Source organism: Streptomyces sp. NPDC012508, from assembly GCF_042902595.1.
GTDB lineage: Bacteria > Actinomycetota > Actinomycetes > Streptomycetales > Streptomycetaceae > Streptomyces.
The window spans coordinates 211,054-227,308 of the sequence record NZ_JBIBEO010000002.1; the positions used below are offsets into that span (position 1 = coordinate 211,054).

The window sequence follows — 16,255 nt, forward strand, 5'->3', positions numbered from 1 at the left end:
AAAGGTCCCTCGGTGAAGGCCCCGATGCGGGGCAGGACGTTGCGTGCGGTGCGGAGCTGGGGCCGGCTCAGCTCTTGATGGCGCCGGTGAGGACGCCCTTCGCGAAGTAGCGCTGGATGAAGGGGTAGACGCAGAGGATCGGCACGGTGGCCACCATGACGATGGCCATCTTGATCGTCTGGGGCGCCTGGACGAGGGTCTCGTCGACGGCCTGGGAGTCGGACAGACCCTGCCCCTGGGTCACGTAACCGCGCATCACCGTCTGCAGGGGCCACATGGAGCTGTCGTCGAGGTAGATCACGCCCCGGAAGAAGTCGTTCCAATAGCCGACGGCGTAGAAGAGGCCGACCACGGCGACGACCGCCTTGGAGAGCGGCAGCACGATCTGGAAGAGCGTGCGGATCTCGCCCGCTCCGTCGAGCCGGGCGGCCTCGTACAGTTCCTCGGGAATTCCCTGGAAGAAGCCGCGAACGACCACGAGGTTGAACGCGTTGACGAGCACGGGCAGGACGAGTGCCCAGTAGGTGTTGCGCAGTCCGAGTTCATGGACGACGAGGAAGCTCGGAATGATGCCGGGCGGGAAGAGGAACGTGAAGAGGATGAGCAGCATGACCGGTCTGCCGCCGACGACACCGGGCCGGGCCAGTGCATAGGCGAGGAAGACGGTGCAGGCCAGGCTGAGCGCCGTGCCGACGATCGCGACACCGGCCGAGACGAGCATGGCGTGGGTGGTGTTCTCGTTGGCGAAGACCTTGCCGTACGCCCTCAGGGTCCACTCGTCCGGCCAGAACGCCCAGCCGCCGTTGTCCACGATCTGGCGGTCGGGGGCGAAGCTGGTGGCGAGCACCGTCCAGAAGGGGACCAGGACCATGGCCACGGTCAGCGCCAGGGCCAGGCTCTTGGCGATCCGGGTGACCGGCCGGGGTTTCTCCATCCAGGCCGGGCGCTGGGAGCTCCGACTCGTCCGCCGCGCAGCCGTCCGCTCGTCGAGGTCCGGGCTCATCGGTACACCCCCTGCTCACCCATGCGGTGGGCGATCTTGTTCGCGGCGAAGACGAGGACGGCGGCGATCACGCCCTTGAAGAGGGCGGCGGCGGCCGCGACTCCCCACATGCCGTCCGTGACCGCGTGGTAGTAGACGAAGGTGTCGATGACCTCTGCCGTCTCGGGTCCGAAGACGTCGCGCTGCAAGAGGATCTGTTCGAAGCCGACGTTCAGGATCTCGCCGAGGCGCAGGATCAGCAGCAGGACGACGATCGGGCGGATGGCCGGAAGCGTCACGTGCCAGAAGCGGCGCCAGGGGCCGGCTCCGTCGATGGCGGCTGCCTCGTACAGCGACTCGTCCACGTTGTGCAGGGCGGCGAGGAAGATGATCGTGCCCCAGCCGCAGTCCTTCCAGATCAGCTCGACGACCATGAGCGGCTGGAAGGCCGTGGGGTTGCCGAAGACGTCGATCAGATGGTCGCCGTCGTCCTCCCCGAGCAGCCCGTTGAGGAGCCCGTCCCCGCCGATGACTTGGGTGAACAGCGCGACCACGATCACCCACGAGATGAAGTGGGGCAGGTAGACGACACTTTGGACGAACTTACGGACACCACCGCGGCTGACGCTGTGGAGCAGCATGGCGAGGGCGAGCGGCAGCGGGAAGAAGAAGACGATCTGCAGGATCGACAGCGACAGGGTGTTGAGGGCCGCCGCCCAGAAGGCTCCCTCACTGAACAGCGCCTGGAAGTTCGCGAAGCCCACCCAGGGGCTGCCGTTGACGCCGAGGAACGGCACGTACTCCTTGAACGCGATGACGTTTCCGAACATCGCCCCGTAGTGGAAGACCAGGAAGTACAGCACGCCCGGAACCATGAACAGGAGAAGGGCGCGGTCTCTGCGCAGGCGGGCGAACCGGCCGCGGGCCGGGGCAGCCGCCCCCTTCGGAGGGCCGGCGGGCGCCTGCCGGCGCGCCTCCCGGTCCTTGATCGTCACGGACATGCAGCTCCCCTCTCCATGCCTCCGGGGTCCACGCGTCGGCCGATGCGCACACCTCTCCCCTACGGGAGGTCTGGGCGGGTTCGGACGCGCTTCGAGCGGCGCACGGCACACTCGTGTTCGGCTCCGGTGGAACGCGTGTATCCGCCTGTCCCGGGCGGCTTGCGACGACGCCGCCCGGATGGTCCATGACCGGCCCGGTGCGACGCATCGAATACTGGCCACCGAAGCGATCACAGTCAAGAGGAGATCGATAATTCGATCTGTCGATCACAACGATCGATCGATGCTCGCACGGTGTTGGGAACGATCCGCCGCTCCGTGCCGCCGCCTCAGCCGAACCGACCGTACGCCGACACCTGCACGACCAGCATGTTCGGCCCCTCGCCATCAGTCACGTGACCTTCCACGGTGCGGTGCAGGCGTCGCGCTCGAAGCGGTGACCACGCTCGACGTGAGGGCGATCGGACGCAGATGTCTCGTCGTCTACGTTTCGATCAATTCGATCGTTCTTTCATTCAGCGTGCAGACCATATTGACTTCGATCACTTCGATCGCCAAGACTGCGCTCGCGGACCGAACGTTGCGTCAACCGGCCCCGAGGCCCCGAGATCTGAGTGCAAAGCCGACACCGGACCCGTCCGCTGCCGTGCGCGTGATCGACCTTCCCCTGCCCGATCACCTCCGCCCTTCTTGAGGAGCCAACCATGACGATGTCGTCCTGGTCCCGTCGCGGTTTCCTGAGCACCGCCGTGGGCGCTGCGGTTGCCGGGGCCGTCGCCCCGGCCGGCCCCGCCTTCGCCGTAGCGGACGAATACGACAGCCTGCGCCTGAGGTGGCGCGGCCTCCTCCTCGGCACCGGCATCGACCCGTCTGATCCGCTCTACACCTCACGCCTCACGGAGCTGGGTGTCCAGGCAGCCGGTTGGCGCGCCTCGACGGCGCCTTCTCCCGCTTCGCTGTGGCCGGATCTGCTCTACACCTCGGCGGAGTCGCTCAGTGGCACGTACAACAGACTCCGGACGATGGCCCTCGCCTGGGCCCAGCCTGGCACCGGGCTGACCGGGGACAGTGCGCTGGCCGACGACATCGTCGCCGGTCTGGAGCACGTGCACGACCACGTCTACAACGCTTCCTTCACCCTGCCGTCCAGCAGTTGGTGGTGGCACGCGGAGATCGGTGCCCCGCAGTCGATGCTCGACACGTGTGTGCTGATGTACGACCGTCTGTCGGCCTCACAGACATCCGACTACTGCGCCGCCGTCGACCACTTCATCCCCGACTCGGAGTTCGCGAACTATTCCGGCCACAGCACGGGAGCCAACCGGGTCGACTTCTGCCGGAACGTCGCCCTGCGCGGAGTGCTCGGCAAGAATGCCGGCAGGATCGTCAAGGCCCGGGACGGGCTCTTCCCGGTCTTCCCGTACGTCACCTCAGGGGACGGTTTCTACGCCGACGGCTCGTTCATCCAGCACACCCGCATCCCCTACACCGGTTCCTACGGTGCCGTACTGATCAGCGGCCTGGCCTGGATCTTCGCCCTGCTCAAGGATTCCGCCTGGGACGTGACCGTCCCCGACAAACAGCTGATGCTCGACGCCGTCGAAGACTCCTTCGCACCCTTCATCTACAACGGTGTCTTCATGGACAACGTCATGGGCCGCGCGATCAGCCGGGGCCTGCCCGCCGCCGGCACCACCGGTTTCCCGAGCAGCGACCACTCACGCGGCCACGGCATCATGGCGGCGATCCTCATGCTGGGCGCGGGGGCGAGCGCCGCCGAGCAGGCCCGCTGGAAAGGCCTGGTCAAGGGCTGGCTGCAGCGAGACTACTTCCTCACGCTGGAGAGCAACCCTTCCCTCGACGCCGCGTCCCTGTCCCGGCTGAAGGCGGTTCGGGAGGACACATCGGTCACGGCCGTCCCCGAGCCGACCGGCCACCGGGTCTTCGCCTCGATGGACCGGGCCACTCACCGTCGCGCCACGTGGGCCGCCACCCTTTCCCTGTGTTCGGCACGCACCGCCTTCTACGAGTTCGGCAACCAGGAGAACAAGAGGGGCTGGCACACCAACTCCGGCCTGCTCCACTGGTGGAAGTCGACGACGCTCGGGCAGTTCTCCGACGCGTTCTGGCCGACCGTCGACCCGTACCGGCTGCCCGGCACCACCGTCTCCAGGAAGGCTCTCGCGGATGGCGCCGGAGGTGACTTCGGGGGACCCCGGCCCACGTCGTCGTGGGCGGGCGGCACCAGTGACGGCACCTTCGCCGTCGCAGGCATGGACGTGCGCGGGCTGCAGTCCACGCTCTCCGGGCGCAAGTCGTGGTTCTTCCTGGACGACGCGATCGTCTGCCTCGGCGCCGGGATCGCCTGCACCGACGGCACGAGCGTCGAATCCATCGTGGAGAACCGCAACCTCGGCGCCACCGGAACCCATGCCCTCACCGTCGACGGCACCGCCCAGCCGGCCACCACCGGCTGGTCCGCAACGTTGAACGGAGCCAGGTGGGCCACCCTCGGAGGCATGGGCGGTTACGTCTTCTCCGGCGGCGCCGCCGTCAAGGCCCTGCGCCAGGAGCGCATCGGCAGGTGGAGCGACATCAACGGCGGCGGTTCCACCACCGCCATCACCCGCCGGTATCTGACCCTGTGGTTCGACCACGGCACCGACCCGAGCGGCGCCCACTACTCCTACATCCTCATGCCGGGCGCCGACACCGCCGCCACCGCCGCCCGCGCAGCCGACAGCGGCTGGCTCACCATCCTCGCCAACTCCGGAAACCACCAGGCCGTCAAGGTGCCCTCGCTCGGCTACGCCGCGGTCAACTTCTACGGAACGGGCACCGTCGACAAACTCACCGCCGACGGGCCCGCCTCCGTGCTGACCCGTGAGACCGGCACCACCGGCACCCTCTGCGTCGCGAACCCGACCCAAGGCTCCACGAGCCTCGACATCACCTGGAACCGGCCCGTCTCCACCGTCCTGTCCAAGGACGCCACGGTCACGGTGCTCGCCACCGGCTCCACACTCCGCCTACGCATCGACACAAGCGCGAGGAACGGCGCTACCCACAAGATCACCGTGACACTCGCCTGAACCCGAACCCCGTGCGCCTACAGAGGGTCATCGCCCACCGGCGCCGCCAGGCCCCCTGGGCCTGGGCAGTGCATGCCGACCCTCGGCCCACTGGCTGGTGCAGCGCAACAGCGCCCCGCCCGTCGCCACCATCCAGGGGCACGCTGACACCCACGATCTCGGGGTCCGCGGCCCCCAGCGCGAGTGCGATCCTGAGGAGGCATCTCCATGCGTGACCACCCGGTCGGGGAACTGTACGAGCGGCTGATGGGCCGTCCCGCCTTGCCCGCCCTCTCCCCGGCGGCGCTTCGGGCCGGTGCCGGGGAACCTCACCACCGTGCCCTTCTCGCGGCCGTACGCAGAGAGGCGGCTCGTGCTGTCAAGGAAGGCCCGCAGCCGCAGCCGCTTTGGTCGTCGCGCCGCCGGAGCGAGGAAACCGGTGACCGACTCCGCTACGACCGGCCGTACTTCGCCCGGCGGAGACGTCTGGCGGCGTTCGGCCTGGCTGCCGTGACGTGCGACGACGAGCCCGTCGTCGACGCTCTCGCCGACATGCTCTGGTCGGTCTGCGACGAGTACTCCTGGGCCCTGCCTGCCCATGACCACCAAGCGCGGGCTTCGGGCCGGGACCTCGACAGGTGTGTGGATCTCTTCTCCTGCGAGACCGCGCACACCCTGGCCGAGATCGTCACACTGCTGGACGACCGACTGCCGCCACCCGTGGTGGACCGGGTCAGGGCCGACGTCCGGTACAGGGTGCTGGACCCCTTGTTCACCGATCCCCGACCGTGGCCGTGGGAGTCGTACACCACGAACTGGTCGGCCGTGTGCGGCGGAGCCGCGGGAATGGCGGCCCTCGCCCTCGAATCCGATCCCGCACGGCTCGCAGAGGCCCTGCATCGCACCCTGGCGGCGCTGCGCTCCTACCTCGACGGGCTGGGCCCCGAGGGGGGCTGCGCGGAGGGCGTGGCCTACTGGACGTACGGCTTCGGCTACTTCACCTACTTCGCCGAGGCGCTGCGCGAGCGCACGGACATCGATCTGTTCCTCGAGGTGCCCAAGGCAGTGGCGGCAGCCGCTTTCCCCGCCCGCGCGGCCGTCGACGTGGGCCGGTTCGTCAACTTCTCGGACAGCGATGAGACAGCACCCGTCGCACCGGGCCTTCTCACCCGCCTACGTGACCGGTGCGCGGCGCCCCCGCCTCCCCTGGCGACGACCCCGGCCTTCGACGCCGACCCCTGTTACCGCTGGGCGCACCTGTCCCGGACGCTGGCCTGGACCGACCCAACGGTGTACGACTCCACCCCGCCTCGCGGCACCTCGTTCCAATCCGACCTGGGCTGGCTGGTGGACCGCCGAGCGGTGAACGGCGTGCAGGTGGTCTTCGCGGCGAAGGGTGGCCACAACGCCGAACCGCACAACCACAACGACCTCGGCCATTTCATCCTGTACGCCGGCGGCGAGCAGTTGCTGGCCGATCTGGGCGCGGGAGAGTACCGCGACGGCTACTTCGGCCCCGCTCGCTACACCGACTTCCTGCACCCTTCGTCCCGGGCGCACTCCGTGCCGGTCGTGAACGGTGCGCCACAGCGGGAGGGCCCCCAGGTCATGGCCACCATCCTGCACCGCCGTGCGGACGCCGACGGCTGCCACCTCGCCCTCGATCTGTCCCCTGCCTATCCGGCCGCCGGCGTCCGCCGCAGCTTTGACTGGCGTGACGATGCGACGCTCACCCTCACCGACACGTTCGACGGTGCCGACGAGGTGGAAGAGGTCTTCATGAGCCGTCTGGCCCCCGCATACGGGCCCGGATCCGCGGTCTGGTCCGGACACCGGGCCACCGTGACCCTGCGCTTCGCGACCGAATCGTGGGAACCTACCGTCGACCGCCTCGACACCACCACACACGACGGCGCCCCCGACAGGGCGTACCGCCTGCGCCTGCGCTCGACGGGGGCGTCCACGGCCCGCGCGGAGTTCCGTTTCGCGGTACACATCACGACACCGTGATGGGAGGCGCCCATCAGTATCTGTCCGAAACCTCCCCTCAGCCCGTCTCGACGTCACCGTTGCCGCGCTCCAGGCCGCACATGCGCCTCGCCGGCGAGGACCACGGACCGTTCTGTCGCACTGAGGTCGGCCAGCCGTTCCCCGTGCCCGGCGGGCGGCTCGTCCGCGCAGCCAGTGGCGAGGGCCAGGACGGCAGCGAGGAGGGCAGCGGCCGCGGCGCGGCGCAGGGTCCGTCGGTAGGCGTGTGGTGTGTTCACCGGCTGATCATCAGGACCGTGACCGCCCGTCCGGGCCCGGAACCGTATGCCGTCGATCAGGCGCCGCCGAGGCCGCAGGGCCTGTCCCCCGCCGACGGCTCAGGTCAGAGCCGGGGCGGGAAGGAGCGGAGCTCAGGGAAGGGCCGGGAGGGAGAGTCGCATGCGTAGGCCCCGTTCCAGCGGTTCGGCCGCCACCGTGCCGTCGTGGGTGTCGGCGACTTGGCGCACGATGGCGAGGCCGAGGCCCGAGCCGGGGAGCGAGAGGGCTGTCGGGGAGCGGTAGAAGCGGTCGAAGACGTACGGGAGGTCGTCCTCCGGGATGCCCGGGCCCTGGTCTGTGACGGTCACGGTTCCGCAGGCCTCGACGCGGACCAGGATCTCGCCGCCCTCCGGGCTCCACTTGACGGCGTTGTCCACCAGGTTGCCGATGGCCCGCTCCAGGGCGTCCGGGTCTGCGTGCACGAGGCACTCGGTCAGCTCCGTGCGCAACGTGACGCGGGGCGAGCGGGCCGCGGCGCGGGCGGCGACATGTTCGGCCAGGAGGTCGAGCCGGGTGTCCTCGGTGTGCGCGGGGGCGTGCCCGTAGCGGCCCAGGTCCACCAGGTCGTTGACGAGCAGCTTCAGCTCTTCGGCCTGGGTGCGCGCCTCGCGGACGAGCGCCGGAGCCTGTGGGTCGGCCACCCCCCGTGCCTCGTCGAGCAGTTCGAGGTTCGTGGTCAGGCTCGTCAGCGGCGTACGCAGTTCGTGGGAGGCGTCGGCGACCAGCCGCCGCTGGGCCTGCACCGACTCGTCGACGGCGGCCATCATCGCGGTGAAGGACCGCGCGAGACGGGCGATCTCGTCCCGCCCCCCGACGTCGACCCGGGCAGTCAGGTCTCGGGTCTGCGTCACGTGCTCGACGGTGTCGGTGAGCCGCCGTACGGGGCGCAGCACGCGCCCGGCCGCGAGCCTCGCCCCTGCTGCGGCGAGCACGGTGCCGCCCAGGGTGATCCCGATGAGCAGCGCCTTCAGCTCGCCCAGGGTCTCGTCGGTCTCCGCGTTCGGCACGGCGGTTCGCACCAGGATCCCGTTCGCCGGCGCCAGCGACGTCGTGTAGACGCGGTACCGCTGCCCCGCGTACTCGGCGTCCTGGAAGTACGGCCGGGACTTACCCAGGCCGACCAGCATGTCCCGCTCGGTGACGGCGATGAAGCCCCTGGTGGGGCCCGGTCCGGCGGTGCGGGGAACGAACTGCATCAGTGTCGAGCCGACCTTCACCGGCTTGCCCGGCAGCAGTTCGTCGACCCGCAGTTTCCGTTCACCCTGGGCGCCTTTCAGGGTGGGGTCCCGCTTCACCGGCGCGGGTTCCCGCTTCGCGGCGTCACCCTTGCGTACCTCGTCCCCGTCGGTCGTGAACGGCGCGTCCCCCGGGCCGGTCCCGGTGCCGTCTGCCTCACCCTCAGCCATCTTGATCTTGCGCGCCATCGCGTCGAGCAACGCGCTTGCGTCCCTGTCCGCCGCGGCGACCAGGACCCCGTCGCGCTGGTCGTGCAGGTCCCGGCCGAGCAGCGGATAGAGGATCAGCGACGCGACCGCCAACGCCGCGCAGACCACGACACCACCCGCCAGGGCCAACCGGTTGCCCAGGGTCACGGCTCCTCCCGCAGTACGTAGCCGAGGCCGCGGACCGTCTGGATCAGCCGGGGCTCACCTCCGGCCTCCAGCTTCGTGCGCAGACAACTGATGTAGACCCACAGGGCGTTGGACGACGGACCGAAGTCGTATCCCCAGACCGCGTCGAAGATCAGCGACCTGCTCAGCACCCGGCGCGGGTTGCGTACGAACAGCTCCAGCAGCGCGTACTCGGTCCGAGTCAGCTCCAGGACTCTCCGGTCGCGTCGCACCCGGCACGCGGACATGTCGAATTCGAGGTCGGCGAAACGGATCACCTCCTCGTGCCCCGCGCCGCTGCGCCGCAGCAGGGCCCGGATCCTGGCCCGCAGCTCGTCCAGGGCGAATGGCTTGACGAGGTAGTCGTCGGCCCCCGCGTCCAGTCCCGCCACCCGGTCCTCGACCAGGTCGCGCGCGGTCAGCATGAGGATCGGGGTGCGGTCGCCCCCTGATCTGATGCGCCGACAGACCTCCAGGCCGTTCGGCTCGGGCATCAGGACGTCGAGCACGAGGGCGTCCGGCCGGGCATCCGCGAACACCTCCAGAGCCCCGTTCCCGTCCGCGGCCTCGCAGACCTCGTACCCGTCCCGGGTCAGGGCGCGGGTCAGCGACAGCCTCACCGCCGCGTCGTCGTCCACCACCATCACACGCATGTGCGCCAGTCTCCGTGCAGCGGGATCAGTACCTGATAAGGACGGCCGGCGCGGGACTCCGTCCACGCGCCGGCCCTGAGGGGTCAGTCGTCCGAGCTGTGCCCGCCCAGTTCCTTGCGTACGGCTTCCAGCGCGGCCTTCAGCTGCTCGGCCGTGATGCCCAGCTCCTCGGCCACGGCCGCCCCCTCCTTTCGGTCCTCGTCGAGCCCGCCCGGCCGCTCGCCGAGCTCAGCGAGGGCCTTGAGAGCCCTGCGTGCGTCGTCCTCGCTGACCTTGAGCTGCGCGGCGAGGGCCTTCACCACGGCGCCGTCGGTGATCCTGATCCGCTTGCCGTCCGGGTCCTTCGCGTCGCCGCGGACGTGGCAGACCTTCCCACCCTCACGGATCCTCTCCTTGAGCCGGGCCCGGTCCTCCTTCTCGCCCTCGACAGCCTTGCGGAGCTTCTCGCCCAGTCCTTGCGGTGGCAGCTTCCTGGCCTGCTGCCCAGGCTCGTCAGGCAGGCCTTCGAGCAGCTTGGGCCGCTCCTTGTCCGCCGCCCCGAGCCTCTCCTTGAGCTTCGCCCGCTGCTCCTCGGAGAGCTTCTCGGGCAACATTCCGCTCGATGCGACGCACTCTCTTGCCTCGCCCTCCTTGGGCCCCGAGTCCTTCTGACTCGCCGCCGGGCTGCTCGTGCTCGACGTGGCCGCGGAGGCGGCCACCGAGCCGGTCGTCAAACCGGTCACCGCGGCGAACACCGCCGCGGCGGCCACCCAACGGGCGTTGATGTGCATGCTCGTCCTCTCTTTCGCTGTGCGGGTGCACGGCTGCTGCCGACGCCCACCAGCGAGCAGACCACTCCGAGCTCAGCGGAACTCAAGAGAAACCTAAGGAACTCCTTAGATCGCGTGCGGGTGGGTGCGGTGCCTGGTCTGAGCGGTCGGTGTCAGCGCCAGGTGAGAGGATCACGAGATGCCTCTGCCTCAGCCCGATGATCTGACCTCGCTGGTCCTGCGTACCGACTTCGGTGACGAGGGGGCTTGGGACGCGGTTCGAGCCGCGCTCAACTCGGCTGGCGAGTACTCCCACGCCACGTATGTCAGCGAGCTTCGCTTTGCCGGCGTGGGGGTCGACGCCTTGCTGGCTGAAGAGGCTGCTGCGGACGAAGACGAGCAGATCGTCTACATGTTTCTGGCGGACGCAGCCACGATGAAGGATCCGGGTCACCCGCTCCTGGCCGTGGACCTCGCGGACGAGCCTGGGCGGACGTTCAGGGTCCCCGCTCGGTGGTTTCGTGACATCTCGGCCAACCTCAGCATCGCCAACATGGACTTTGCGGAGTTCGCGGACGCCGCTGATGGATCAGGGACCTTCCGAGGCTTTGACGGGGGCTGACGCCTTCTCGTTGCGGTGCGTGCAGCTGTCGGTTGGCGGGGCAGTAACTGACCGGGCGCATGGTCTGGACGAGCTCAGAAGTAGCCGGGGCTGCCTCACAACGCAGAAACGCCCTGCCACGCCGGCTCGTTGGGGCCGACGGGCGGGGCGTTCATGTTCGGTACTGGGGCTGGTCTCGGCGGGAGTTGCCGGGAGTGTCAGGTCAGTCCCAGCGCGTCGGCGATGCCGCCGGCTACCTGGGGGTGGGCCAGGTAGCGCTGGATGGCATGGGGCTCTTCCTTGTTGTCGACCTCGATCTCCGTGAGCGGCTGTCCCCAGCGGGGTGTCAGGGGATGGCCCGTGGCGACGACGTCGTTGACGTCGAAGGTGGTCAGCCAGGGGATGCCCGGATGCTTTCGCTCGTCGGCCGGGAGGTTTTTGACGACGGCGTCCAGGCCCAGCGGCGAGCCCGCGGTGACCCAGAGCGTCGTCCGGGCACGAAGGCCGTCGTCGGCGAGGAGGTCTCGCGCGACGACGGAGCCGAGGCTGTGCGATACGAGGACCACCGGTCCTGTCTCCGGGACGGACTTGCGCACCTCTTTCAGCACCGGGGCGCGGCCGTGTGTCAGGTAGACGGCGACGTCGCGCAGGAACAGTTCGATGATCTCTGTGTCCACGCTGGTGCTGTCGGCGAACCAGCGCAGGACCCGGCGGGCGCCGCGCCACGAGAGCAGGTCCTGGAGGCCTTCGCCCTGCGTCTCCCGCTGGACGAGGGTGGCGCCTTCGTCGCTCCTCGCGGACGCCAGGTCCTGCAAGAGCTCCCGCTCGACTCGGCCGACCTTGGTACCGAGTTCCGGGTGGAACGGGTCGGCGCCGTCGGTCCGGTCGCGGCGTAGGCTTTCGAGGTCGATGTCCGTGTCGCTCACGGCAAGTTCGTCCTCGAGCTGCTTCAAGAGGTTGCCGTAGAACGGGAAGGCGACCGGGATGTGGTCGGCGGGCGGCCGCCCGTCCAGGACGAGGCCGGCGGCCAGTCCTGCCGACCACTTGCGTTGCAGTTTGTCGGGAGTTTGGCCGTGCTGGCGGCGGCCGTGCACGAACAGCAGGGTCGGCGTCACGAGTTGCCTCCGTCGTCCTTCTTGAGCGCCTCGTCGAGGAGGGCACGCAGGTCGGGGTCGAGATCGGCTCTCGCCTCTTTGAGGCGCTTGACGATGCGGCTGACTCTCAAACCCTCGTTGGCCAGGTAGTGGATGGCTTCCTCGCCCATGTCCCGCGTCCAGATCTCGCCGGTACGGGTGAGGAATTTGTCGCCCTTCATGGCCGCGAATCCCCGGCAGTGCAGGGCGACCATTTCCCATTGGTCGTTGAACACCGGTGATCCCGAGGAGCCCTTACGGGTGTCGCTCGTGTAGCGCAGCCACTGGACGTCCTTCCGGGACACCACGCGGTTCTCACGGATGCTCACGCGCTTGCGCTCGCCGTCGGGATGGTGGACGACGTTCACCGCCTCGCCGTTGAGGACCTTGCCCTTTTGGCCGATGAGGCGTACCCAGCCCTGTCTTTCGCCGGGCGGCACACCGTCGACGTCCTTGAGGGCGACAAGGGAGAAGTCCAGTTCTTCGTCGGTGAACCAGAACGTCCGACGGTCGAAGGGGACGCTTGTGAACGGCTTGTCCGTGCCGTCGTCGCTGTGCTCGTAGTCGAACTCCGCCGCGCCTTGCGACGGGGGGAACTCGTTGGGCGTGACATGGTGATTCGTCATGAACAGGCGGGGCGAGACCAGCACTCCGGACCCGTAGGGGACAGCCGGCTGACCGGGCTCCTTGTGCACCACACGCCCGACCGCCCGCGAGACGGCGAGGCCGCGGCTGAGGAATGACACCCACAGAGTGTCATCCGCCCCGATGCGCGCCTCGTTGCGGGGGTCGTGCGCCTTGAGACGCTTACGTCTGCGCTCGACGTCGCTCTTGTCGTTGGCGAGAGTAGGGTCGTCGGCGGCGATGGCCGCGTACGACTTCGAGATCTGATCGGCGTCGGCCGCCCACCGCGCCGCGGCACTGTCGGTCTCGTCGGGCATGTCTCCCCCTCAGGGCACGAATAGGCCCAGGTTGCAGCAGGGACGTCGTCACCCACGGAGGCGCGCACGGGCAAACAGGTGAAGCTTGGCGGGGCCGGTCAGGCGGCCTGACCTGTGAGCGGGTGTATCGGTTCGTCAGCCGCAGGAGGTGTCGGTGACGCGACCCCTAGGCTGGTCGGATGAATCCGTTCTCCCGGATCAAGATCCGGACTGGGGCGCTGGTGTTCTGCGGCGACGACGTCGCCCTCATCCGCCGCGACCGTGCCGACTCCACCCACTACACCCCGCCCGGCGGCAACGTCGAGGACGGCGAAGACCTCGACGCCGCCCTCGCCCGTGAACTCGCCGAGGAACTCGGCCTGGACACCGCGCTGGCCGAGGGTGGGGAGCTGCTGTGGGTCGTCGACCAGCGAGTCACCCGGCCCGGCCCCACCCCGTCCCCGCGCAAGCTCCATGTGATCTACCGCTTGCACATCAGCCCCGAGGTCCGTGCGACGCTCGCCGAACAGGAGCTGGACGAGCTGCCCGACGGCAGCCACGAGGTCGGCGTGATCGAGTGGATCGACTATCGAAGGACGGCCGAGCTGCCGATCTTCCCGCCCATCGGCCCGGCCCTCGCCACCCTCGCCGACCCGCGCGCCGCCGTGGCCAACGCAGCCCTGGACGCCGTCACCGACGCAAACTACACCTGGGTCTGACCCTGAAGCGGGAAACACGCGCAGGTCGCAGGCAGCAAGGGCTTCCCGCGGACCGGCTCCCTAAGGGAACGGAAAAACCAGCTCGCCGGGACCGTCACCCGTCCCGCCAGGCGCCCACGATCCAGAAAACCGCGAACCCCGTCCACACGATCGCGAAAGCCCAGACCGCAATGTGCCCGCCGAACAGTGCCATGGCACCGAGCCATCCAACCCCGGCAGCCACGAAAGGCCAGCCGAAGTTGGGGAAGGCGAGGAGGCCCGAGAGTCGTCCACTCACCACCCCCCACGCGCCGCCCGCCAGGATCAGGCAGCCCAGCGCGAGCCACCACCCGACCCCGCTCTGCGAGGAGGGCGCGTAGGCATGGGTGCGGCCGCCCACCTCCAGCCCCACGACCTCACCCCGCCACAGCCGGACGTCGGCGCGATCCCCCGTCTTGACCTCGTCGTACGTCTCCGACCCGACCGCCAACCAGGCGGCGCGGTCCGGCCACTCCACCTCGACGTCGTAGTACGTCGTACACGTCGTACCGCCCCCGCCACCCCCGGTGGACACCCCGCCGGTCACCACACCGCCCATGCTGCCGCCGGCGGTGGCCATGCCGCCGCCTCCGCCGATCGTCGTGACGCCCCCGCTCGTGCCTCCGCTCGTGCCGTTGGAGGTGCAGTGCTCGCCCGTCCGCCGGTCGAGCACCGTGCCCGCCTCGCGCCGCACGCACGCCTCACCGCCGCTCCCGTTCCCCTTCTGGTTGCCGACCTCGCAGACCGGCGCGTCGCGGTACGCCATGGTCTCGCCGTACCCTTCGGCAACCTCCTGACCGCAGAGGAACACTCCCCATCCGGCCGCGAGGACGACCAGTACCCGTAACCAGAGGGGCAGCCGCCCGTAAAACCAACCCCGCCCGTACCCCGTTGTTTTCACCCAGCCGTGATGCCCGTCGGACGGAGCCCCCATGCGCCGCCCCTCCCCCTCCTCATGCAAAGGGTGCCGTTGTCGGACCATGCCAGTCGGTCACAGCAGACCGGACTTGAGCCAGGGCCCGCCAAGAGCACTCGCCGCATCCGCCGGGAACTCACCGTCGTCGGTGGTCGGTCCCTGGCTAGGCCGCGATGTGCCAGTGCACGTGGGCGTTGCCTTCCTTCGCGCCATCGGACAGCAGGTAGACGCGCTCCGAGGCGAGAACGGCTTCCACGGCCGGGGCGACCTCGCGTACGACGAGCATCATGCTTGTGTAGACGTCTGCCGTGGAGCCGCTGACGAGGTCCTCGACATGCTGTCTGGGGGCGACCAGCACCTTTCCCGGCAAGGTGGGCCACCGCTCCAGGTACGCGATGCCGAGCTGACTTCAGCTTCCGCTGCGGTGGTCGAGGCCGATTCTGGCGGTGTTGCGGATCCGCTTGGTGCGGCCGGCTTCGGCGAGGATCTCGATGGCCTCGGTGTTCGTCCCAGCGGCGGTCTTGAGCTGGAGCCAATTGGACGACGCGAGCAGGTCCTCAGGCTGCCAGGGCAGCTTGAGCGTGATGGCGCGGAAGAGTGACCACTCCCGCAGGCGCTGTGCCAGGAAGGGGTGGTCGATCGTGGCCTGGGTCATCGCCTGCGCCCACCCCTCGTAGGCGGGACCGGGGCAGAGGCCGGCGGCTCGACGGTCCAGGTGCCGCAGCACAGCGGACTGGGCCATCGTCTGGTCCGGATCAGTGAGCACGCGGCTGACCAGCTCAACCTCGTTCGTGTCGGCGACGTGCCCCAGCGTGTCGAGGTAGGCCGCGAAGCGGACGTGCTCGTCCGGGTTCTGCAGGATGTCGTGGACGTTCATGCGACCTGCTCCTCGCGCTCGACCAGGACGCCGTTCTCGAATCGTGCACGGGCGCGGACCAGGGACACCAGGTGAGCTCCGGTGATCGCACGCCACCGCGCCTGAGCCGACTCGACCGGCTTGCACACCATCGCGAGGGCGGCCGCCGGGCCGCACGCGCCGCGGGTGACGTTGGTGCGGAGCCTGACCGTGGAGAAGGCCGACTCGATGGGGTCGGTGGTCCGCAAGTGAATCCAGTGCTCGGCGGGGAAATCGTAGAAGGCGAGCCCGCCGGGCTGCGCGGACTTGGGCAGGCAGTTCGCGACGTCGCGGGCTTTGCGAACCCAGCACCTTTGCGGCCTGGCTGCCGGAAACACCTCGGCGAGCGCCCGCCACAGGCCCATGACACCGTCGCCGATAACCAGCTGCCCGGCCGCGGTGACCACCGTCCGGGGCCGGTGGTGGCCGTTGCGGACAACGAGACGTCGTCCGTACTCGTCGGTCTCGGCAGCCAACTCGGCTATGTACTGGTTGACTTCCGCTTCCAGTGCGGAGGCGAGCATTCGGCGGGCGCCTTCGCGGACGATCTCGTCGATCAGTGAGCCGGACCGGGTGGAGGTGTCGTCGGTGACTACGCTGAGCACGGGCGTGCCTTCCCGACCCGCGCTGCAACGCGGGCCTACTCGAAGACCTTACGGATCATTTGGGAAGGTACGCCC

16 protein-coding genes are annotated in these 16,255 nt (G+C 69.2%); 4 read left to right on the top strand and 12 right to left on the bottom strand.

Annotation, left to right across the window (positions count from 1 at the left end; translation table 11 throughout):
* Positions 1 to 67: 67 nt before the first annotated feature.
* Both ACFY8U_RS06935 and ACFY8U_RS06940 read right to left on the bottom strand, forming a co-directional pair.
* Positions 68 to 1,003 carry a carbohydrate ABC transporter permease gene (locus ACFY8U_RS06935; RefSeq protein ID WP_389566680.1) on the bottom strand — a complete coding sequence of 312 codons (936 nt, stop codon included), beginning with the start codon at positions 1,001 to 1,003 and terminating at the stop codon, positions 68 to 70.
* Positions 1,000 to 1,983 carry an ABC transporter permease gene (locus tag ACFY8U_RS06940; RefSeq protein ID WP_389566683.1) on the bottom strand — a complete coding sequence of 328 codons (984 nt, stop codon included), beginning with the start codon at positions 1,981 to 1,983 and terminating at the stop codon, positions 1,000 to 1,002. The genes ACFY8U_RS06935 and ACFY8U_RS06940 overlap by 4 nt, the downstream gene beginning before the upstream one ends.
* Before the next feature lie 710 nt (positions 1,984 to 2,693).
* On the opposite strand from ACFY8U_RS06940, the gene ACFY8U_RS06945 reads away from it, so the two are divergent.
* Both ACFY8U_RS06945 and ACFY8U_RS06950 read left to right on the top strand, forming a co-directional pair.
* The gene (locus ACFY8U_RS06945; RefSeq protein WP_389568242.1) at positions 2,694 to 5,075 is read left to right on the top strand and encodes a polysaccharide lyase 8 family protein; all 2,382 of its coding nucleotides are present in this window, start codon (positions 2,694 to 2,696) and stop codon (positions 5,073 to 5,075) included.
* Between the two features lie 207 nt (positions 5,076 to 5,282).
* Positions 5,283 to 7,064: a heparinase II/III family protein gene (locus ACFY8U_RS06950; protein WP_389566686.1), complete on the top strand. Its 1,782-nt coding sequence runs from the start codon at positions 5,283 to 5,285 to the stop codon at positions 7,062 to 7,064.
* Between the two features lie 53 nt (positions 7,065 to 7,117).
* On the opposite strand, the gene ACFY8U_RS06955 is transcribed toward ACFY8U_RS06950, so the two are convergent.
* The 4 genes from ACFY8U_RS06955 to ACFY8U_RS06970 form a co-directional block, all read right to left on the bottom strand.
* Positions 7,118 to 7,321: a hypothetical protein gene (locus ACFY8U_RS06955; RefSeq protein WP_389566688.1), complete on the bottom strand. Its 204-nt coding sequence runs from the start codon at positions 7,319 to 7,321 to the stop codon at positions 7,118 to 7,120.
* A 132-nt stretch (positions 7,322 to 7,453) separates the two neighbouring features.
* On the bottom strand, positions 7,454 to 8,953 hold the full coding sequence (locus tag ACFY8U_RS06960) for a sensor histidine kinase (protein WP_389566691.1): 1,500 nt from the start codon (positions 8,951 to 8,953) through the stop codon (positions 7,454 to 7,456).
* Positions 8,950 to 9,624 carry a response regulator transcription factor gene (locus ACFY8U_RS06965; RefSeq protein WP_389566694.1) on the bottom strand — a complete coding sequence of 225 codons (675 nt, stop codon included), beginning with the start codon at positions 9,622 to 9,624 and terminating at the stop codon, positions 8,950 to 8,952. Before ACFY8U_RS06965 ends, ACFY8U_RS06960 begins: the two co-directional genes overlap by 4 nt.
* Positions 9,625 to 9,707: 83 nt before the next feature.
* Positions 9,708 to 10,394: a hypothetical protein gene (locus tag ACFY8U_RS06970; protein WP_389566697.1), complete on the bottom strand. Its 687-nt coding sequence runs from the start codon at positions 10,392 to 10,394 to the stop codon at positions 9,708 to 9,710.
* 178 nt (positions 10,395 to 10,572) lie between these two features.
* On the opposite strand from ACFY8U_RS06970, the gene ACFY8U_RS06975 reads away from it, so the two are divergent.
* Complete coding sequence (locus ACFY8U_RS06975; RefSeq protein ID WP_389566700.1) at positions 10,573 to 10,995, top strand: DUF6924 domain-containing protein; 423 nt, start codon at positions 10,573 to 10,575, stop codon at positions 10,993 to 10,995.
* Positions 10,996 to 11,192: 197 nt separating this feature from the next.
* Here ACFY8U_RS06975 and ACFY8U_RS06980 read toward each other — a convergent pair whose 3' ends face one another.
* Together ACFY8U_RS06980 and ACFY8U_RS06985 are read right to left on the bottom strand one after the other, a co-directional pair.
* Entirely contained in the window at positions 11,193 to 12,089 is an 897-nt protein-coding gene (locus tag ACFY8U_RS06980; protein WP_389566703.1) for a hypothetical protein, read from the bottom strand.
* Positions 12,086 to 13,048 carry a trypsin-like peptidase domain-containing protein gene (locus ACFY8U_RS06985; RefSeq protein WP_389566704.1) on the bottom strand — a complete coding sequence of 321 codons (963 nt, stop codon included), beginning with the start codon at positions 13,046 to 13,048 and terminating at the stop codon, positions 12,086 to 12,088. The genes ACFY8U_RS06980 and ACFY8U_RS06985 overlap by 4 nt, the downstream gene beginning before the upstream one ends.
* A 179-nt stretch (positions 13,049 to 13,227) precedes the next feature.
* On the opposite strand from ACFY8U_RS06985, the gene ACFY8U_RS06990 reads away from it, so the two are divergent.
* On the top strand, positions 13,228 to 13,746 hold the full coding sequence (locus tag ACFY8U_RS06990; protein WP_389566707.1) for an NUDIX hydrolase: 519 nt from the start codon (positions 13,228 to 13,230) through the stop codon (positions 13,744 to 13,746).
* 94 nt (positions 13,747 to 13,840) lie between these two features.
* On the opposite strand, the gene ACFY8U_RS06995 is transcribed toward ACFY8U_RS06990, so the two are convergent.
* From ACFY8U_RS06995 to ACFY8U_RS07010, 4 genes are all read right to left on the bottom strand, one after another.
* Entirely contained in the window at positions 13,841 to 14,530 is a 690-nt protein-coding gene (locus tag ACFY8U_RS06995; protein WP_389566710.1) for a hypothetical protein, read from the bottom strand.
* Positions 14,531 to 14,843: 313 nt separating this feature from the next.
* Entirely contained in the window at positions 14,844 to 15,077 is a 234-nt protein-coding gene (locus ACFY8U_RS07000) for an HIT family protein (protein ID WP_389568245.1), read from the bottom strand.
* Between the two features lie 12 nt (positions 15,078 to 15,089).
* Positions 15,090 to 15,557, bottom strand: coding sequence for a hypothetical protein (locus ACFY8U_RS07005; RefSeq protein ID WP_389566713.1), 468 nt, complete (start codon positions 15,555 to 15,557; stop codon positions 15,090 to 15,092).
* On the bottom strand, positions 15,554 to 16,180 hold the full coding sequence (locus ACFY8U_RS07010) for a transposase (RefSeq protein ID WP_389566715.1): 627 nt from the start codon (positions 16,178 to 16,180) through the stop codon (positions 15,554 to 15,556). Before ACFY8U_RS07010 ends, ACFY8U_RS07005 begins: the two co-directional genes overlap by 4 nt.
* Positions 16,181 to 16,255: the final 75 nt, after the last annotated feature.